At 60.5% G+C, this 19,298-nt stretch carries 19 protein-coding genes and 2 pseudogenes; 16 read left to right on the top strand and 5 right to left on the bottom strand.

The window, feature by feature from the left end; genetic code table 11:
- Positions 1-123: 123 nt before the first annotated feature.
- Positions 124-1,362 (top strand): annotated as a pseudogene (locus AC066Y_RS21640) (putative bifunctional diguanylate cyclase/phosphodiesterase); the annotation flags it as partial.
- Positions 1,363-1,684: 322 nt separating this feature from the next.
- On the opposite strand, the pseudogene AC066Y_RS21635 reads toward AC066Y_RS21640, so the two are convergent.
- Positions 1,685-2,117 (bottom strand): annotated as a pseudogene (locus AC066Y_RS21635) (transposase); the annotation flags it as partial.
- A 202-nt stretch (positions 2,118-2,319) separates the two neighbouring features.
- Between AC066Y_RS21635 and AC066Y_RS21630 the strand changes: the two are divergent.
- From AC066Y_RS21630 to AC066Y_RS21620, 3 genes are read left to right on the top strand one after another with little or no spacing between them, the layout of a single operon-like run.
- On the top strand, positions 2,320-2,886 hold the full coding sequence (locus tag AC066Y_RS21630) for a hypothetical protein (RefSeq protein ID WP_456727911.1): 567 nt from the start codon (positions 2,320-2,322) through the stop codon (positions 2,884-2,886).
- Positions 2,883-3,620, top strand: coding sequence for a hypothetical protein (locus tag AC066Y_RS21625; protein ID WP_478275626.1), 738 nt, complete (start codon positions 2,883-2,885; stop codon positions 3,618-3,620). Before AC066Y_RS21630 ends, AC066Y_RS21625 begins: the two co-directional genes overlap by 4 nt.
- 39 nt (positions 3,621-3,659) lie before the next feature.
- Positions 3,660-4,460, top strand: a complete 801-nt coding sequence (locus AC066Y_RS21620) for a hypothetical protein (protein ID WP_478275625.1) — start codon at positions 3,660-3,662, stop codon at positions 4,458-4,460.
- A 43-nt stretch (positions 4,461-4,503) separates the two neighbouring features.
- Here AC066Y_RS21620 and AC066Y_RS21615 read toward each other — a convergent pair whose 3' ends face one another.
- Positions 4,504-5,751, bottom strand: a complete 1,248-nt coding sequence (locus tag AC066Y_RS21615) for a type II toxin-antitoxin system HipA family toxin (protein ID WP_478275624.1) — start codon at positions 5,749-5,751, stop codon at positions 4,504-4,506.
- Positions 5,744-6,079 (bottom strand): helix-turn-helix domain-containing protein, encoded by a 336-nt coding sequence (locus tag AC066Y_RS21610; RefSeq protein WP_050421557.1) that lies wholly within the window; start codon positions 6,077-6,079, stop codon positions 5,744-5,746. The genes AC066Y_RS21615 and AC066Y_RS21610 overlap by 8 nt, the downstream gene beginning before the upstream one ends.
- Positions 6,080-6,973: 894 nt before the next feature.
- On the opposite strand from AC066Y_RS21610, the gene AC066Y_RS21605 reads away from it, so the two are divergent.
- A complete protein-coding gene (locus AC066Y_RS21605; RefSeq protein WP_083992262.1) occupies positions 6,974-7,252 on the top strand; it encodes a helix-turn-helix transcriptional regulator in 279 nt (92 codons plus the stop codon).
- A 75-nt stretch (positions 7,253-7,327) separates the two neighbouring features.
- Here AC066Y_RS21605 and AC066Y_RS21600 read toward each other — a convergent pair whose 3' ends face one another.
- Positions 7,328-7,564, bottom strand: coding sequence for a transposase (locus tag AC066Y_RS21600; RefSeq protein ID WP_478275623.1), 237 nt, complete (start codon positions 7,562-7,564; stop codon positions 7,328-7,330).
- Between the two features lie 278 nt (positions 7,565-7,842).
- On the opposite strand from AC066Y_RS21600, the gene AC066Y_RS21595 reads away from it, so the two are divergent.
- From AC066Y_RS21595 to AC066Y_RS21585, 3 genes are all read left to right on the top strand, one after another.
- A complete protein-coding gene (locus tag AC066Y_RS21595) occupies positions 7,843-8,307 on the top strand; it encodes a DUF2840 domain-containing protein (protein WP_456724647.1) in 465 nt (154 codons plus the stop codon).
- Entirely contained in the window at positions 8,304-8,816 is a 513-nt protein-coding gene (locus tag AC066Y_RS21590; RefSeq protein ID WP_478275622.1) for a S26 family signal peptidase, read from the top strand. Before AC066Y_RS21595 ends, AC066Y_RS21590 begins: the two co-directional genes overlap by 4 nt.
- 359 nt (positions 8,817-9,175) lie before the next feature.
- On the top strand, positions 9,176-9,703 hold the full coding sequence (locus AC066Y_RS21585; protein ID WP_478275621.1) for a lytic transglycosylase domain-containing protein: 528 nt from the start codon (positions 9,176-9,178) through the stop codon (positions 9,701-9,703).
- A 144-nt stretch (positions 9,704-9,847) separates the two neighbouring features.
- Here AC066Y_RS21585 and AC066Y_RS21580 read toward each other — a convergent pair whose 3' ends face one another.
- Positions 9,848-10,120, bottom strand: a complete 273-nt coding sequence (locus AC066Y_RS21580) for a hypothetical protein (RefSeq protein ID WP_478275620.1) — start codon at positions 10,118-10,120, stop codon at positions 9,848-9,850.
- A 160-nt stretch (positions 10,121-10,280) separates the two neighbouring features.
- On the opposite strand from AC066Y_RS21580, the gene AC066Y_RS21575 reads away from it, so the two are divergent.
- From AC066Y_RS21575 to AC066Y_RS21540, 8 genes are all read left to right on the top strand, one after another.
- Positions 10,281-11,336, top strand: a complete 1,056-nt coding sequence (locus tag AC066Y_RS21575; RefSeq protein ID WP_478275619.1) for an IS110 family transposase — start codon at positions 10,281-10,283, stop codon at positions 11,334-11,336.
- A gap of 547 nt (positions 11,337-11,883) precedes the next feature.
- The gene (locus AC066Y_RS21570; RefSeq protein ID WP_478275618.1) at positions 11,884-13,647 is read left to right on the top strand and encodes a relaxase/mobilization nuclease domain-containing protein; all 1,764 of its coding nucleotides are present in this window, start codon (positions 11,884-11,886) and stop codon (positions 13,645-13,647) included.
- Between the two features lie 35 nt (positions 13,648-13,682).
- Positions 13,683-15,668, top strand: coding sequence for a conjugal transfer protein TraG (locus AC066Y_RS21565; RefSeq protein ID WP_478275636.1), 1,986 nt, complete (start codon positions 13,683-13,685; stop codon positions 15,666-15,668).
- A gap of 6 nt (positions 15,669-15,674) precedes the next feature.
- Positions 15,675-16,100 (top strand): ribbon-helix-helix domain-containing protein, encoded by a 426-nt coding sequence (locus AC066Y_RS21560; protein ID WP_050421563.1) that lies wholly within the window; start codon positions 15,675-15,677, stop codon positions 16,098-16,100.
- Positions 16,101-16,232: 132 nt separating this feature from the next.
- Positions 16,233-17,561: an MFS transporter gene (locus AC066Y_RS21555; RefSeq protein ID WP_478275617.1), complete on the top strand. Its 1,329-nt coding sequence runs from the start codon at positions 16,233-16,235 to the stop codon at positions 17,559-17,561.
- A 232-nt stretch (positions 17,562-17,793) separates the two neighbouring features.
- Entirely contained in the window at positions 17,794-18,708 is a 915-nt protein-coding gene (trbB, locus tag AC066Y_RS21550; RefSeq protein ID WP_478275635.1) for a P-type conjugative transfer ATPase TrbB, read from the top strand.
- Position 18,709: 1 nt separating this feature from the next.
- Positions 18,710-19,033 (top strand): TrbC/VirB2 family type IV secretion system protein, encoded by a 324-nt coding sequence (locus AC066Y_RS21545; RefSeq protein WP_478275616.1) that lies wholly within the window; start codon positions 18,710-18,712, stop codon positions 19,031-19,033.
- Positions 19,033-19,296: a VirB3 family type IV secretion system protein gene (locus AC066Y_RS21540; protein ID WP_478275615.1), complete on the top strand. Its 264-nt coding sequence runs from the start codon at positions 19,033-19,035 to the stop codon at positions 19,294-19,296. Before AC066Y_RS21545 ends, AC066Y_RS21540 begins: the two co-directional genes overlap by 1 nt.
- The last annotated feature ends 2 nt before the right edge of the window (positions 19,297-19,298 follow it).

Genomic DNA, 19,298 nt, shown 5'->3' with positions numbered 1-19,298 from the left:
GGTCCTTCGAGTATCCCTTCGCCATCGCGCGACCTCGCTGTTGCTGTCAAAGCAACCCGAATCTGATTTGCGCGCTTTTGGGAACCCCCTTACTGTTCCGATTCACATCAACCGAAAACCGCTCTAGAAGGTGCCCTCAACGGGCTCGCCCGCACGGGCGAGGAATTCGCGGTTCTTCTTCTCGACCTCGATCGCTTCAAGGACGTGAACGACAAATTCGGCCACCTCGCTGGCGATGAATTTCTCGTGCAGGCGGCGGTGAGACTACAGCGATGCGTACGGCAGAACGATACCGTTGCGCGCATCGGCGGTGATGAATTTGCGCTTGTTATGACCAATCTGACCAAGGTGGAGGACGCCTTGGAAGTCGCCGAGCGGTTTGTCGGCGCCTTCGCCGAACCATTCGCGATCGAAAAATGCGAGATCGCGGGGGCGACCAGCGTCGGAATCGCAGTGGCCCCGCGCGACGGCGACGTACCTCATGTGCTCCTGAGGAATGCCGACATTGCGCTCTATCGTGCCAAGCAAGCGGGGCCGGGAACGATCTGCTTCTTTGAGATCAACGACGACAAATCAGCGCACGAGCGCAGGGCGCTGCAGCGGGATCTGGAGCTCGCGATCGACAGAGACGAACTGTTCCTCCTCTACCAACCGTTCTTTGATATTCACGCGAACCGGGTCACCGGCTTTGAGGCGTTGCTCCGCTGGCGGTATCCCGTCCGTGGAATAATTTCCCCGACCGAGTTCATCCCAATCGCCGAAGAAACCGGACTGATCCACGGAATCGGTGAGTGGGTGGTCCGACGCGCCTGCGCGACGCTATCGAACTGGCCGTCGGACCTCAGGGTCGCCGTGAATTTCTCGGCGGCTCAATTCCATAACACCAGCATCCTGCAGACAATCGTGCAGGCTCTCTCCCAAGCCAAAGTTGCTCCTCATCGTCTCGAAATCGAAATAACCGAGTCGATGCTGATCTCGAAGTACGCGCCGGCGTCATCGATCCTGACGTCACTCCTGCAATTGGGAGTGACGGTGGCACTTGACGATTTCGGAACGGGATATTCGTCGCTGACTTATTTGCTGAAACTGCCTTACACTCGCATCAAGATCGATCAGTCTTTCATACGGGACATGCTGAGGCGACCGGATAATGCGGCGATCGTAAGATCGATCATCGCACTGACGCGGGACCTGCGGATCGGCGTGGTCGCCGAAGGCGTCGAAACAATCGAGCAACTGGACTATTTGCGTCAAACCGATTGTGATGAAGTGCAAGGATATCTCATCGGTCGACCGGTCGCGGAGGATCACATTTTCGCTCTGCTCCATCAAGACAAGCAATGGTCGACGCCCGCCGCTTGAATGACGTGGTCGCTGCGTTATGCTGATAGTGGTGAACATCCGCATCCCGAGGTGGAGTAGACGCTTGGCCTGCTGTAATATTCTCGAAGATTTGCGAAGCACTGCAGCGCCGGCCGCATCACCCCACGAATTGCTGTGCAAGCAGCGCTGATCAAGGCTCCCCCATTTTGACTGTGGATTAGTATTGTCTGATTAGAGCGATGCCACGAACATCACGCGGTCGACCCTTCCGGTGCAGAGGTCGTTGCAGACAACCTGATCATTCGCAAGCCATTCGGACTTGATGAACTCGCCAGCCGTTTCAAGTCAACTTCGTTGAAGGTCAACGAGGGATTCCGTGCAGATAGGCGATCATGGTCATCAGCGCGTGGCGATGAAGACCTTGCCAGGATCGTCCCTCGAAGTGATCAAGTTTGAGTTCTTCTTTCAGCTGCTGATGGGCCTGTTCGCAAATCCATCGTGCCTTGATGGTGGCGGCTAGTGTCCGCAGATCTGTCGCGGCGGGCAGGTTGGCGCGATGGTATTTTTGTCACCGGACGCGCGTTGCTGGTCGATGAGCCAAGCTTCGTCGCCTGGCAGATGCTGTTGACCCTTGTCCCATATTCGCTGAGGAGGTTCGTCGGCGGTGCGCACACGGACAGCAGCAAATCGGGCTTTCAACCGACCTTTGGTCCCGCTGCTCAACTCGCAGTTTTCCACTTGGTGGCCAGCATGTCTTCGGCCGCGATCGATAGAATATCTGGCACGTGGCGCTTATACGAACTCGGCTGGTCAGCAAGGGCAAGCTTGCAGTATCAACAATTTGAAGTGGCTAATGATAAAATGTGCCACTATTAGTTGAAATAGACCTCCCGTCGTTCGTAGCGCCACAGGGCGGTACATTCTATTCTTGATCGAAACGACCGCTCTGTGGTTGACTGTCCGCAGTCCTAGGACAGCGGACGACGGCGAATTTACATGAAAAGTCAAGACCTTGTTATATTGTTGAAGCTCGTGAGCCTCGAGCAGGCCAAAAATGAGGACGATGCGCATCCCGGAGAGGTTGCCCATCACGATGACCCGTACTCAGTACGCGGGTTGGAATCGGCCCTGGGTATCAGCAAGACAGAGGTTAATGCCTCGATCAAGCGGAGCGTTTCGTCGGGACTTGCAGTCAAAGATCGGGAATCCGGTCAGGCCAAGCCCAACCGCCGCAATCTCTATAATTTCGTCGTGCACGGACTAAAGTTCGTTTTCCCGGCAAAACCGGGTGCGATGACCCGGGGCATCCCCACCGCCTTTGCGGCCGCCCCACTCAAGAACCTTCTGATCAGCGCTGGCGAGTACATCTACGTTTGGCCGTACGCCAAAGGCAAAGACATGGGGCAGGCGGTAGACCCGCTGTTCAAAAGCGTGCCACAAGCCATCCAAAAAGACGATCGCCTGTATGAGTATCTCGCCCTTATTGATGGTGTCAGGCTTGGAAATCAAAGGGAGGCTGGGCTCGCGGCCGAGCGTCTATCGGAAAGGCTTCTCAAGAAATGACCACCATCAAAGGCCAATTGCTTCACATGTTGGAAACGGTCGCGCAGTCTCTGGGAGACGAACTGCGCGAGCGGCTCGTGTTTGTCGGCGGTTGCACAACAGCCCTTTTCATTACTGATGAGATCGTGCTCGAAGGGGTTCGGGCAACCGATGACGTGGATCTCATCGTTGATCTCGTTGGACATGCGCAATGGGCTCAACTGCAAGACCAGTTGCGTCAGAAGGGGTTCGTGGAATCTCCCGAAGACGAGGTCATTTGCCGCATGAGGCTCGGCGACCTCCAAGTCGATTTCATGCCGGATGATCAAAGCATTCTCGGCTTTAGCAATCGCTGGTACGCCAAAGGCATCGAAACGGCGGTCACGTGTCCCCTGAATGTGGTACTGAACATCAAGCGCCTCACGCCCGAACTGTTCGCGGCGACAAAGTTGGAAGCCTATCTCGGCCGCGGCAACGATGATCTCTTAGGCAGCCGTGACATCGAGGACATCCTTCTCGTCGTTGACGGTCGAGAGGAACTCGTGGCTGAAATCCAAAACGCAGACGATGATATTCGTTGCTACATTGCAGAGAAGTTCAAAGCGCTCTTAGGTCATGAGGATTTTGATTATTTTCTCGATGGCAATATCAAGGGACCTGAAGGCCGGGTCGATATTGTGCGAGAGCGGTTTGTCGCCATAAGCCAGAGCGATGCTGGCGAGCGAGAGGGGAATGGAGATCAACTGGCGCAGTGAGCAAGGAAAGAGGACGCGCGATAACCGGGAGGAGTCGGAGTGCGCGCCGATGCCGTGTTATGTCTCCTTCTCGACAGTTCAACCTCTGGCCCGACAAGCGGTGACCTTGCTCGCCAGATTATCCGCGATGTCGTAGACTGGTACGTCGCGACAAACCAAGCCGCAACGGCAGAATGCCTCAGCGCGCAATTGCGCCGCAATCATCTCAGTTTATCTCGGCGATTTCCGCGGGACAGCGCGTGCTACGTGCTCGCCCATATACCGAACACAGGGACGGCGCTCGTTCTGCACGCTGACGATTGCTTGTTAGGAAGCCGCGAGCAAAACGGCGCGGTCCATTGGTTCACCAAGCCCCATACCCTGGCCAATCCGATAGGTGACGTTCCGTTTGACGAAATCGTCAGGAGTCCTGCCCGGAACCGACTGCCACGAAGCTTCCGAGCGAGGGAATTCATTCCGGCTAAGGTAAACAAAATCACAGCAGAGTCAGGCAAATCATTTGTTGCCGCAATCGACGGGCTTTGGGCGGAGTTGTCGGCGGGAGAGCAAGCCATGTTCTTGCAAGGGACGATGTGGCGATCGCAGCTGAAGGCGATGATCGAAGCACCCTTCAGATCGGATGTACGAGCAGCCAGCGACTGCATTTGTCGAGAGGCGCTCACCCGGCGCCAGCACGTTGACATGAGACAGGCTGCGAAGGGCGCCGAGGCGAGGGATGGCGTGGCCGGCTTCCGGGTCCCTGACATGGCTCGCCTCGAACGAGGCGGTCGCCGCATCGCCCTTGCAGGTCGCGACGAGCGCTTGATGTCGGCTGCCTCGAGCTTTGTCTGCCGCCGGTGATGGGGCTCGCTGTCGCTGGCTCAGCTGCGAAGGAACGTTCTCGTCATTGCGCCAGCGCCCGTTTTAGATCCTCGTGCTCGAAGGCGCTGGCCATGCGGTTGATTTCGGCCGTGCGGGCGCCGACCGTCTTAGCGGTTTCGCGCCAGGTTGCCGTCACGACGGCGACGTCTTTGATAATCGCGCGGGCCTGCGGCAGCGTGAGCGCGAAGAACTCCGATGCGGCCTCCAGCAGATCGAGCGAGCAGGTGCCCTCGTCGAGATCGATGTTCGTCGATAACACCCGGGCCTTGAGATCAGTTGGAACGGGATTGAGGTCGTATGCCGGCGAGAGAGACCATCCTGCCTTTCCCAGCCACAGGAAACCGTGGTTGCGGAGGTGATCGTCGACATTGGAGATCAGCACGTTGAAGACGACACGCCGATAAAGGCCATGGGCATCCGTTTTCCCTTGTGCGCCGTGTTGAGCAAGGGCATCGACGATCTCCGGATAGCTGCCGCGCTCACCGTCCTTGGCGCCCATCATGGCCATCGCCGACAGGAACGGGATGCGGATCGCACCGTCGCGATCGAAGCGCCGCGACAGCATGACCGGCTTGCCGGCGACGTCGATCAGTTCGTGTTGCGGAGTGGCGATACCTGCCTGGCCAGCCAGCCGCAGTGCGATCTCTTCCCAGGTCTCCATGCTATAGTCGTCGGTCTCCTTCGGGAATTTGGCGATGGAGAGGCGACCATGTTGGTCAATGACTGAGGCCTTCGGGCGTCCGCCGCCGAGGGAAGCGCCGGGGGCAAAGATGAGTTGGAGATCCTCATCTGTTTCTTCATCCCGGAGAATCCGCTCGGTGATTTGGAGTAACCGGCCGAGTTCGATCAGGGCAGGGACGCTGGCCCGGGTCGGTGCCCGGAAAACGTCGTCGCCGATCCAGCGGAAACGGAGCGCGCCTAGCCGGCTCTCGTCGGCGACGCCCAGCAGATAGTCGCTTTCCGCGAGGGTGCGAACAGCACGGCCCTCGTGTTCGGCGAGGCGGAGCTCGGCGCGGTGCATGAGACGGCGGCCCCAGGTGTCCGGCGCCGAGTCGCCGATGGAGCCAAAGATGGCCAATCGGGCAGAAGGAGCGAATGCGCCGCGTGTCAGTGCAAGTGCCGGCTCCAGCGAGAAGCGATCCGGATCCTCAAGCCATGCAGCGTCGTACTCGAAGAGGATGGTCTCCGCGCCTCTGACGCGATTGCTCCTGGCCAACCCTATCGGGCGCGTGCGACCGTCCAGATCGATGTGCACCTCGAAGTCAGCCATCGTGGGATGGTCCGGTTGGCCGCTTGAGGTGGACGTGCTTGGGAAGGTGCGCGCTGGCAAGGGCTTGGCCGACGCTGTCGTTGCTGATGTCGGCGACCTGACCCAGGCCCTCGAGCAGGCCGAGCGCCTGCAGCACCCCGGCGTAGATGCCGATGCTGACGCTGGTGTCACCGGCTTCGACCCTTTGCAGGGTCGATCGGGACGTGAAGGCGCGCTCGGCCACGACCGCCATCGGCAGCCGTCGGCGTCGACGGGCATCATGGATGTCCGCCCCAAGCTTGCGTAGCGCGCGTCGTACCGCAGCGGGAGGATTGTGGGGAGTAGGCATTGTTGACGTCATCGCGCTTCATATTTGGACAATATGTAGCAGGAAGATTACAACTTGCCCAGGCGGCAAACCAGGAAGCCGAACGACACAAGGTGCTATTTTACCTCATTCGCGGCTGCCGGCCTTGAGTTTCCGACTTCGGCGGCCGCTCGCTCTGGCTTTCACTCGGCGGACTGGCTGGAATTTCTGTCGGTCTGACTGAGCCATCTGCTTCCGTCAGGATTCGATCGATTGGCAAGCCGGTGCCAGGGCACAGCCTCGATCCGAGCGGATCATTTCAATTTTGAGCAAGAGATACCAGCCGAGCGTGGCCGCACGTCGAGCCTCGCTCTTGCTTGAGCATGACCGTGCCACGGACCCGCGGAAGATATTGCTCGATCATCTCAGGCACCGCCGGAGCGCTCCTCATTCTGGACCGTGAGCATTTCGCTCCAAGTTCATCGCATCAAAGGTGCTGCGGAACGCGAGCTTTCGGATATCCATCGATTTTGAAAGCGCACGTCGAGGCCCACTTCGCCGAATAACGGTCAGACGGTAGACGCTCCCATAGCGGCAGCTCGCCCTCCGCAACGGGTCGCGGATGTCCGAGCGCCCGCCGCGCATTGCTGCCCGATGGCGTCCATCGAATCATCGCCGGAGCACTGCTCGACAAAAACGCATTCCGACCGCGCTCAGAAGACACGGTTCCTCGCAATCGCACGATCCGATGGGGCGGAGCCTCGCTCTGACAGATCGGCGGCCATTGAAAGGCTTCTGCGGCGAGTGCCTTCGATGGGGGTATCGAAAATCACCGCATCATCTTCGGCATCCCCCTAAGCACCTCTACTCCGCGATCGTGGCAGTCGACGCGCGGCGAACCTCGTACGCGCTCCAAAGGAGCACGGAGCTTTTCAAATGTCCGATCCGAACACGGATAAGCCGCCGCGTTACTTACGCACGTCCGAAGCCGCGCGCTTCTTGAGTTTGTCCGGCCGCACCTTGGAGAAACACCGAACCTACGGAACCGGTCCCGAGTATCACAAGATTGGCGGACGCGTGGTCTATTCAGTAGCTGACCTGACAGCATGGGCCAAACTCGGCAAGAAGAAGTCAACCTCGGATCCTGGTGTCGGCACCGTACTGCCCGCAAAACGGCGTGCGCCAATTCCCTATGCGGGCAAAGAGCGGCGCTAGGCCATGTCCGTTAGCAAATCCTCAGCGCACCGCCGCCGGTGTCGCGGCGCACTTCAGATCCTTGTTCCCGGCGAGCTACGGGCTCCCGAGACCCGGCTTGAAATTGTCGGGAATGCTCGTCAGGATCGTGATGGCCGCCTTGTGCTGCATAGCCCGCGTCAGTTCGTCGCCGCAATTGGGGATGCTCCCGATGCGACCGGTTTGTCCGGATTGATGGCGCCGTGGCGCCAATCCGAAATCGGCCCGGACGTTGGTCGATTTCCTAGATCGTCTCGGATCCAGCGACCCGTCGAACCCTGCGTGCAAGTCCATCCTTCGACTTCGTCGCCGACGGCTGGAATGCGCGGCGCGCTCCAGCCGCGAATCGTTGCGCGGCAACGTCGCCGTAGCGTGGCATGCAAGGGGGCACAACCCAGTACTGCTGCTAGCCATAAATACTTGGGCTTCTTCCTGGCGGACCAGGCCTCAATATTCATGGGAACTGACTGGCAACGTCAGGCCGCCAGGCCTGCTCACCTTCAGAGGAGGCCCACGCGCCTCGCTCAGCCCAAATCAAACCGTTCCCGATTCGAGCGTCAGGGAGCGGCGGCATGAACGATCTCACGGAAGTGGAAGTCTTGTGGCTCGAGAAGCGTATCGAAAACCGCATTCGGTTCGGTCGTGTTGTCAAGGAACGAAAGCTTGATCGTCACCGGCGTGTCCTATCATTTGCACCGGGCAGCATCTTTGCCTTCGTCCGTTGGACATCCAACGACTTTGGCACGATCATCTCGCGGATCGACATCTTGCGCGCGGTCGCACCGGGACAGCGCTGCTCGACCGTCCCCTATGTGAGGCCCGGCGGAGAGATCGTGCTGCGGCTCTCTGGCTGGCCGAAGGTCGAGCGCGTGTTGCAGATGATCGATGCCGTCGAGGCGCTTGGAATCGATCCGGCTGACGTCGCACCCGATCATTGGCATCACGTTCATAACCGTCTGTCCGTCAACGAAAACCCGCGTCCATACACCAAAACACGCCACCAGGCCTGGCTCCATCGTCGCAGAGTGATGCGATGACGAGCCGCCTGATGATGCTGACAACGACGTTTGCGGTGGCTGCCGCGCTCATCGCGACGATCGTCCTGGAGCCACTTCCACTCTACATTTGGAATGCATCGGCAAGCGTGCCAATCGGTCTCTACAGCATACGACCGACGAAGCGCTTCCATGTCACCGAGCTGGTCGTCGTTCAGCCGCCGGAGCCGCTTGCGACCTTCCTCGATTTGAACGGCTATCTGCCGGTCGGCGTCCCCATGCTTAAGCGGATCTTGGCACTGCCCGGGCAGACGGTCTGCAGAAGCGGGCGGACGATTTTGGTGGATGATGTTGCGGTGGGCGAGACGAAAGATCGCGACGGACGCCGCCGGCCGCTGCCCAAATGGCAGGGCTGCCGCGTCGTCGGCGACGGCGAGCTTTTTCTCATGAATTGGCAGTCGGACGACTCCATGGACGGCCGATATTTTGGATTTCTTCCGGCGTCGGCGGTGATTGGCTGTGCGCTCCCGGTCTGGACCTGGGAGGAGTGACCGTGCGTGTTCTACGTGTTTATCCCGCCATTCCTCGGTTGGATCGGTTGCGGGACCATTCCTCCGTCCCAGCCGACGTTCGCAAGCCTGGCGGGCGCCGCGGTGGTCCAAATGATCAGCGCGAAGCGGCTCTACGCCGCACGGGTGCGAGCACGACAGCAGACTTGGCTCGGTCACGTGTGTCTGTTTGGGTGGTCGTGTCGCTGCTGCTTGCTCTGACCGCATCGGACACTACCGCTCTGGCCCAAAACGGGTCCGCTGGGCTCCCAGCGATCTGTCGAACCACCCACACGCTTTCGGCCTCCATCGAAGAAGCCTCACAACGCTTTGCGATCCCGGCGCGGTGGATATGCTCGGTTTTGAGCATCGAAACTGCTGGAGATATGCACGCCAAGTCGCCCAAGGGCGCGATGGGACTGATGCAGATCATGCCGGCGACCTGGGCGGAACTGCGCCAACGCTATGATCTAGGGAATGATCCGTACGATCCGCATGACAACATTCTGGCCGGCACGGCGTATCTCCGTGAATTGCTCGACCGCTACGGTTCGCGTGGCGCTTTTGCTGCGTACAACGCGGGACCAACTCGCTACGAAGAACATCTCGCGGGAGCACCTTTACCTGACGAGACGCGAGCATACGTGGCAAAGCTTGCAAATTTGCTTGGCATTCAACTGCCGCCGACGTGTACCGCGAGCTGGAGGTCATCAGCAGCCGCGACGCTGTTCGTTGAACGAGCTGAGCTGATGGAAATCCGCGGTAGGCCGACATCGTTCGCGCTCTCGCGCTGCGCAACGATTGCAATCTCGTCGCCCGATGTCTCGCAGTTGGCCCCCAGGCGTACTGGCGTTTTTGTAGCTCGATCGGGCTCGAGGGCGCTGCGATGATCTGCAATGGCGTGCTTCAGCAAGCAATCAGCGGAGGAGCGAGAGCAGTGGGCAGGCACGACGCATGCGTCCGGGGCTGCAGATGACGTCATGTCTTGACGAGACTAGCGGCCTCGGCCGGCATTGCATCGACTCGGCGAGCTCCTACTCTGTGCGGGGCCCTGCCATGGCAGATGTCGCTTTCGCGATCACTGCTTCGGCGCGCTCGATCGCGGCGCGGAAGTCCTCGCTCTTCCAAGTATCAACCGAATGGCCGTCATCGTACGACTCGTCTGCGGCGTCTCGCGCGCGTGAGACCATCTCGCGAAGTACCGCAATGGCTTCGGAGAGCAGGTTGGCATTCAACTCATCGCGGGAAGACCGCGTCACCTCTTTAGACTCACCGCATCGCAATTGTGAACCTTCAGGCAACGTCATCGCAATAAATGACTATTGCGATTGCCTACGGAACTTGATGGCAGAGCGGCCCTTCAAATCGGGCTTCGATAAACCGGTGCACAGGGATAGCCGCCGCGTGGGCGAATCCGATAGCCCGGTGCAACGACTTAGCTGGTCGTTGCCACATAGGAGAGCTCCGATGCGGCTTTTCGTTGGGTCGGGCATCGGTCTTGAGGAGACCAGTCTTTGCATCGTCGATGGCGAGGGTCTCGCCGTTCGCGAGGTCAACATTATGATCGAGGCAGCTGCGATCTCTTCCGCAGTAGAGGGTTGCGCGGATCGCCTAGAGAGAGCGGGGGGCGAGGCGTCATCGCTTGGCACCTGGCTGCATCGCGAACTGCAGACAGCGGGGCTCCCGATCATTGTCGTCGAAGCGCGTCACACGTGCGTTTCGCTGTCGACAATGCGTAACAAGACCGACCAGAATGACGCGCGTGGCATCGGGCGGATGATGCGGTTGGGCTGGTATCGCGCCGTTCATGTCAAGGACATCGACATGCAGAAGATGTGTACGCTGCTCACCAGCCGAAGGCTGCTCAAGCGCAAACTAATCGACCTCGAGAACCACATTCGTGGTGCGCTGCGGGCCTATGCTGTGCTCGTTCGAACGATCGCCCGTGGCGCCTTTGAGGCCCGCGTCAGCGAGCTTTTCGAGCGCAGCGATCCGATCTTCGTAATGACCATCGGGACCATGTTTGATGTGCGTCGCGCCATCCTGGAGGGGGACGACTGGCTGCACCGTGTGCTGCTCCAGGTCGTCCAGTGTGATGATGTGTGGCGGCGCCTGATGACGGTTTCTGGCGTCGGTCCCGTCGCGGCCGCCCTGTCGTTCAAGGTCGGCGTCGATGATCCCTGGCGCTTTGCCAGATCGCGAACGGTAGGCGAGCATTTTGGTTCGGCGCCGCGGCGGCAACGGTCCGGCATGTCGATCGATAACGAAGGGCGCATCAGCAAACTGGGTGACGTCGCCGTGTGCGAGGCGGCCGCAAGCCTGCTGCTGCCGGTCAGGAAATGGTCGGTACCGCGAGCGTGGCGCCTGCGGATCGCCAAACGGTCGAGCATGCTGTGCGCGATCATTGCCGTCGCGTGCAAGCTCGCAAGCATTCTGTACCGAATGTGGGTCAGCGAGCCCGGTTTCCACGTTGGTTTTGGCGCCAAAGTCACCCAGCGGCTGCGGTGGAAACCTGCACGTTAACCGCGGTGCAGGCGACAATGGATTAGCGCTGAGTTTGCGCCCGGCATATTGAGGAGAAACGAAATTGGAGATCCGCGCGCGCGGTGAGCGTCGCCTGGCGGGGCCGCGAAACGGGGAATGTCCGCTATCTCTTGCCTGCTCGCGCCCTTAGGGGACGAGAGCGCAAAACTGCCTGGGCAGCCCTCTTTACGAACCTGGTGAAGAGCATGCGACGGCCGAAGTGCTGAACGCGAAGGAACGCATGGACCCGCCTGGTGAATGCCACTGCAACGCGGTGTGTGGTGACGTTTGCGTGTTGTCGATGCAGGGAGTCTGTCATGGCCGAAGTGCGAAGAGTCGAAGAAAAGCGTAGGAATGAGTTGACTTTGCCCGCCCGATTAGGAAGGCGAGATAAAAGGGGCTCGCCGGTCGAACCACAAGCCATTGACATGGCTTGGGTTCCGGCGTGCCGGTCGGTCGGGGCGCGTGCCGCGCCAAAGACTTTTCCCAGGACATTCAAACAAGTTTTCGGCACCGTAGGTGTCGCTGCGTTCTTCGAGGCCTGGTCATGACGGCAGGCGATAGCGACCTGCGAATTCGGCCTGGGCGCATCCGCAGTACACGCGCGCCGAAGCCCAAGAGCTTCATCAACCAGGTGCTGCGGGCGGCGAAGAAAGCCGGACACACCTCGGGTCATACCGTAGCCGGCAGGCGTTCGCCGGCCCATGGACGCTCGACGTTTGGCCGTGGTCGGTTCGCCTTTAGCCGCGCCAGATTGTTCAGCTCGACGAGGCGCGTTGTGCTGAAAGCGCGCGTGGTCCGGCACAAAGGGCGAGCCTTCCGTTCAGCACCACTGACCGCCCACCTCTCGTATCTGAAGCGCGACGGCGTGACCCGGAGTGGTGAGTGGGCCGAGATGTTTGATGCTGGCAGCGACCGTGCTGATGGCCTGGCTTTCGCAGAACGGTGCACGGACGACCGGCATCATTTCCGCTTCATCGTCTCGCCAGAGGATGCCGGCGACATGACCGACCTGAAGGCCTTTGTTCGCGATCTCGTTAGGCAGATGGAGACCGATCTCGGCACGCGGCTCGATTGGGTTGCTATCGATCATTGGAACACCGACAACCCTCACGTCCACCTTCTCGTTCGGGGAGTAGATGTGGAGGGGGCGGATCTCGTGATCTCCCGCGACTACATCAGCCAAGGCCTGCGCTCCCGCGCCGAGGAACTGGTCGCCTGCGAATTGGGTCCAAAATCGGAGCACGAGATCCGCAATTCGCTAGAGAGGGAAGTCACAGCGGAACGATGGACGCGGCCCGATCGGGAGATCCGGCTGGCGGCCGATGAGACCGGCACTATCGATCTTCGCCCGGAGAATTCCGGCAAGTCCGATCCCGAGATCCGGCGCCTGATGGTCGGTCGCCTTCAACACCTGGAGAAGATGGGTCTTGCTGCACCCGCCTCGCCGGGGGAGTGGATGGTCGGGCTCGAGGCCGAGCGCAATCTTCGCGACCTCGGCATGCGTGGTGATATCATCAAGACCATGCACCGCGCCTTTACCAACCGCGGGGAAGCGCGCGGCGTTGCCGACTACGTCATCGAAGGCGAACAGCCGACGTCCCAGCTTGTCGGACGCCTGGTCGACCGGGGACTGCATGACGAACTGACCGGCGAGGCCTATGCCCTGATCGATGGAATAGACGGACGCGCGCATCACGTGCGCTTCCGAGGACTCGAAGCTTTCGACCACGCACCCCCGATCGGCGGAATCGTCGAAGTCCGACGCTTCGGTCAAGCCGACGACCCGCGTCCCACCCTGGTGCTCGCGACCCGTTCAGATCTCGATCTTGGTGAGCAGGTCACCGCGAAGGGGGCAACCTGGCTCGACTACCGGCTGGTCGAGCGCGCCCCCATGCCGCTCGCCATGGGAGGATTTGGGCGTGAGACCCGCGACGCCATGGAAGCCCGTACCGAGCATCTGATCCAGGAGGGCCTAGCGCGGCGGCAGGGTCAACGCATTATCTTGCAGCGCGACCTCCTGAACACGTTGCGCCGGCGCGAACTGGACGAGGCTGCCGCAAAAGTCTCGGCCGACATCCGCCTACCACAAGTAAAGGCTGACTCCGGGGAGCATGTGGCGGGCACGTATCGCCAGCGGCTGACGCTAGCCTCGGGACGCTTCGCCATGATCGATAATGGGCTCGGCTTCCAACTCGTGCCCTGGTCGCGCGAGCTCGAAAAGAGGCTCGGCCAACATGTCAACGGCGTGGTGAAAGACGGCGGTGGCATCGAATGGGGCTTTGGTCGGAAGCGCGACCTCGGCCTCTAGTAATCTCTCCCACTCAATTGCGGAAGGCGTTTGAGATGTCCGGAACCAAGATCCTCTGGGGACAGGTGATCGTTGTCGGCCTGATCGTCTTGCTGGCCATCTGGGGAGCAACCGAGTGGACGGCGTGGCGGCTCGCCTGGCAGCCGGAGCTCGGTCGACCCTGGTTCGAACTGTTGGGCTTCAAAATCTATTACCCGCCCGTCTTCTTCTGGTGGTGGTTCGTCTACGACGCCTATGCACCTCAGGTCTTTGTCGAGGGGGCATTCATCGCAACTTTGGGGACTGTGGTTTCGATCGTGGCAGCGATCAGCATGTCGGTCTGGCGGGCGCGCGAAGCCAAGAACGTCGAGACCTACGGTTCGGCGCGCTGGGCCGGCGCGGAAGAGGTTCGAGCAGCTGGACTTCTCGGTCCGGATGGCGTGGTGCTCGGCAAGCTCGACCACGACTACCTTCGCCATGACGGACCGGAGCACGTGCTGTGTTTTGCACCCACCCGGTCGGGCAAAGGTGTTGGCCTCGTCGTTCCGTCATTGCTGGCCTGGCCAGGTTCGGCCATCGTTCACGACATCAAGGGTGAGAACTGGCAACTAACCGCTGGCTTTCGCTCGCGGCATGGCCGCGTCCTGTTGTTCGACCCGACCAATCCGAAATCATCCGCCTACAATCCATTGCTGGAGGTCCGGCGCGGGGAATGGGAGGTTCGCGATGTCCAGAACGTCGCTGACGTCCTGGTCGATCCCGAAGGCTCCCTCGACAAGCGGAACCATTGGGAGAAGACCAGCCATTCCCTCCTGGTCGGCGCCATTCTCCATGTCCTCTACGCCGAGGCGGACAAGACCCTGGCTGGCGTGGCCGCCTTCCTCTCCGACCCGAAGCGGCCGATCGAGGCGACGTTGAAGGCGATGATGACGACACCACACCTCGGCGAGCAAGGCGCCCATCCCGTGGTCGCGTCGACCGCGCGCGAACTCCTCAACAAGTCCGAGAATGAGCGTTCGGGCGTTCTGTCCACGGCGATGTCGTTCCTCGGTCTTTACCGCGATCCTGTCGTGGCCCAAGTGACCTGCCGCTGCGACTGGCGCATCGCGGATCTGATCGCAGATAGCCGTCCGACGACGCTCTACCTGGTAGTGCCGCCTTCCGATATCTCGCGAACCAAGCCCCTGATCCGCCTGGTGCTCAACCAGATTGGCCGGCGCCTGACCGAGGATCTGCACGCCCGCGATCGCCGGCATCGAGTCCTGATGATGCTCGACGAGTTCCCAGCACTTGGTCGGCTTGATTTCTTCGAATCCGCGCTCGCCTTCATGGCGGGGTACGGCATCAAGAGTTTCCTGATCGCGCAGTCGCTGAATCAGATCGAGAAGGCCTACGGGCCTAACAACGCGATCCTCGACAACTGTCACGTCCGAGTCAGCTTCGCGACCAACGACGAGCGGACCGCAAAGCGGGTGTCCGACGCGCTGGGCACGGCGACGGAGATGCGGGCCATGAAGAACTATGCCGGTCACAGGTTGAACCCGTGGCTGGGGCATCTCATGGTCTCGCGGCAGGAGACGGCGAGGCCGCTGCTGACGCCCGGCGAAGTCATGCAGCTTCCGTCGATGGACGAGATCGTCATGGTGGCGGGCACGCCGCCGATCCGGGCCAAGAAGGTCCGCTACTACGAGGATCGGCGGCTTACCGAGCGGGTCTTGCCGCCGCCCGATCCGGCGGCATCCGGTCGATCATCGCGAACGGACGGATGGTCAACGCTTGGAACGCTGAAGCCGGCGCCGCTTTCAACCGCGACGGGGCAAGCACAGGAAGATACCGCGAACAGCGGCCTCCGTCGTGAGCCCGAACTGCCCGATCATGTCGCGATCGTCAAGGAAACAACCGAGCCGACACCGGCAGAGGAATTCGCCGCCGTTCTTGACGATGACGAGGATGCCGTCCGTCAGTCCCGGCTCATACGGCAACAGATGCGCGGTGTCGCCCGTCAAGTCGCCATGGACCCGAATGACGGTATGGAGCTCTGAGGTAATATGCGCGACCGGATGAACGTCTACTTCCCACCGGAGATTCTGAAACAGATCTCGGAGCTCGCCGATCGCAAGAAGCTTTCCCGGTCTGCGATCGTAGAGGCGGCGGTTGCTTCGTTTCTATCGCCGGACGGCGCGGACAGGCGGGAGGCAGCGTTTACCCGGCGCCTAGATCGGCTTTCCCGTCAGATGCAGAGACTGGAACGCGACGTCGGTTTGACCGCCGAGAGCTTGGCCCTGTTCATCCGTTTCTGGCTGACGATCACGCCACCGCTACCCAACGACGCGCAGGCGGCCGCACAGGCAAAGGGCCGGGAGCGCTTTGAAGGATTTGTCGAGGCGCTCGGTCGGCGTTTGCAAAAGGGGCAAAGCTTTCTGCGCGAAATTCCAGAAGATATACGCCGTCAGGAACCGGCCGAAGAAATCTGATTGAACCATGTAGAAAGAGCATTTCGCCGGTCTTTCTTTTTCTACCCCAGCCTACGACCGCAGCGATTTAGCCGAACTGACAAAAGCTGGACGCGCTATCGGCTCGAGCGAGCTGAGAGCAAAGGGGCCAGCATGCAAATTTTAACAGCATGGCGTCGAATCGCGCGCGTCTTTCTGCCTTTTGCAGCTGGGTCCTATTTCTCTTATCTGTTTCGAACGATCAACGCTCTGATCGCCAGCCATCTCAGCTCGGATACCGGCGTTGGTGCTGCTGATCTCGGGTTGCTTACGTCAGTCTATTTTATTGTTTTCGCAGCGGTTCAGATCCCCATCGGTATTCTATTGGACCGCTTTGGTCCGCGTCGCGTCCAGAGCGTTTTGCTCTTGCTCGCAGCAGTCGGCGCCGGACTGTTCGCGGTATCAACCGGCTTCCTATCCCTTTTGATCGCGCGCGCAATGATCGGGCTTGGTGTCGCGGCGTCGCTCACGGCAGGACTGAAGTCCATCATCCTTTGGTTCCCCAGGGAGCGAGTTGCGTTGCTCAATGGCTACATGATCATGTTGGGATCGCTTGGAGCGGTGACCGCCACGGCTCCCGTCGAATACCTGCTCGCCTGGATAGGCTGGCGGCAGCTCTTTGACATCATGGCCCTCGCGACCGGTGCGACAGCTATTCTCATCTACGTCGTAGTGCCTGAACGAGGAGTGGCCCCATCAACAGCGGCCACTACCCTGAGCTCCGTCATCAGCGATCGGCGCTTTTGGCGAATGGCCCCGTTGTCGGCGACTTGCGTTGGATCGTCCTGGTCCCTGCAGGGATTGTGGGCATCGCCGTGGCTGACAGACGTCGAGGGGCTTGATCGTGCAAGTCTCGTCAGGCAGCTGTTCATAATGTCGATCATGCTTAGCGGCGGTGCCTGGTTGCTCGGCATGACGGTCCATCACATCAAACGAAGGGGAATCGGCGCGGAGACGGTACTAACGATCATTGCAGTCTTGTTTATCGCAGCCGAGCTGGCCTTGCTCCTGCGAGCGCCTCTGCCGTCCATTTTTCCTTGGTCCGTTGTCGCAATTGCCGGAACGGCGACCGTGGTCAGTTTTGCGGTAATAGCGGATTACTTTCCGCCGGAGCTCGCTGGTCGTGCCAATGGCGCCCTGAACGTCCTGCACTTTGGCTGGGCCTTTCTGGCGCAATCCGCAACAGGCCTGATCCTGGAGCAATGGCCGACGAACGATGGCCACAGGTCCGTCACAGCCTATCAGGTCGCGTTCGGCCTCAACATAGCGCTGCAGATCGCGGCGTTGGTGTGGTTTGCGTTGCCTTGGCGCCAATCCGTCGCTCCATGGATAAGTTCAATTCTCTTCTTCATGTCGGCAAGTGATTCCGACGCTGTCGGACCCGTCGGCGTGTATGAGAACTCGATCATGCTGGTACCCGCGGATGACGATGCGGAGTGGTGAGCGGTACATCGCCGAGAAGCACGATGCGATTGAGCAGGCCTCAAACAACAGTTCTCGGTCTTTCTTTTTCTACGCCAGTCTACGATCACTGAAGCCGCTTGTTGCGCCAAGTCCATCGGTGCCTTTTCTAATCATCCCCATATAAGGACGCTCGTTGGACGTCCTCATTCGGTGGGGGCGAACGGTGGCAATCCATTCCATTCAATCGGAAGCGAGTTCGCGCGGCGCGCGAATGCTGCGCAGCGCGCTTGGCTCTGCGATTGCCGGCTACCTCGAAGACGATGCGATCATCGAGGTGATGCTCAATCCAGATGGGCGGTTGTGGATCGACCGGTTGTCGACTGGCCTGATCGACACAGGCGAAACTCTGTCGGCGGCAGACGGCGAGCGCATTGTTCGTCTGGTAGCGCACCACGTAGGTGCGGAGGTGCATGCCGGCTCGCCGCGGGTCTCGGCCGAATTGCCTGGGACCGGCGAGCGCTTCGAAGGTCTCTTGCCTCCGGTCGTTGCGGCACCGGCCTTTGCTATCCGCAAACCCGCCGTGGCCGTGTTTACGCTCGACGACTACGTCGCCAGAGGGATCATGACCTCGGCGCAGGCCGGGATCCTGAAGAATGCGGTCATTGCACGGAAGAATATCCTCGTCGCCGGTGGGACATCCACTGGTAAGACAACATTGACGAATGCGCTCCTGGCCGAGGTGGCAAAGACCTCCGATCGGATAGTGCTGATCGAAGATACACGCGAACTTCAGTGCAAAGCGTCCAATCTCGTAGCGCTCCGGACCAAAGACGGCGTGGCGACGCTATCGGACCTCGTTCGGTCATCGCTGCGACTGCGTCCTGATCGTATCCCGGTTGGCGAGGTTCGCGGTGCCGAAGCACTCGATTTGCTCAAGGCCTGGGGCACCGGCCATCCCGGCGGCATCGGCACCATTCATGCGGGCACCGCGCTCGGTGCGCTGCGGCGGCTCGAGCAACTCATCCAGGAAGCCGTCATCACGCTCCCGCGAGCTCTGATCGCCGAGACTATCAACCTCGTCGCCGTCCTCGCGGGGCGCGGCCCCGACCGTCGCCTCGCTGAGCTCGCCCTCGTGACAGGGCTTGGTGCCGCCGGTGACTACGACCTTTCATCAGCAGGAGACTGACATGCGTCAGCAGATTCGCTTTCTTCGAGGTGCGTCGTTGGCCGCCTTCGGCACGGTGCTTTTGGCAGCGGCGCCGGCATGGGCGGCTGGCTCGAACATGCCGTGGGAGCAACCACTCAATCAAATCCTACAGTCGGTCGAGGGGCCGGTCGCCAAGATCATCGCCGTCATCATCATCGTGGTGACCGGGCTCACGCTCGCGTTCGGGGACTCATCAGGTGGTTTCCGCAGGCTAATCCAGATCGTGTTCGGTCTGTCGATCGCATTTGCCGCGTCGAGCTTCTTCCTGTCGTTCTTCTCCTTCGGTGGCGGCGTGGTGATCTGATGGATGAGCCGGTCGCAGGTTTTTTCGTGCCCGTTCACCGGGCACTCACCGAGCCGATCCTGATGGGCGGCGCGCCGCGCTCGGTCGCGATCGTCAACGGCACGCTTGCGGCAGCCCTCGGACTTGGATTGCGGCTCTGGATCGCGGGTCTCGTCCTCTGGTTCATCGGCCACATGGCCGCCGTCTGGGCCGTCAAGCGCGATCCCGCCTTCGTCGACGTGGTGCGTCGACATCTGCGCATTCCCAGTCATCTCAACCTCTGAGT

The organism is Bradyrhizobium sp. USDA3010, assembly GCF_056429065.1.
This window is presented reverse-complemented; position numbering and strand designations above follow the sequence as displayed.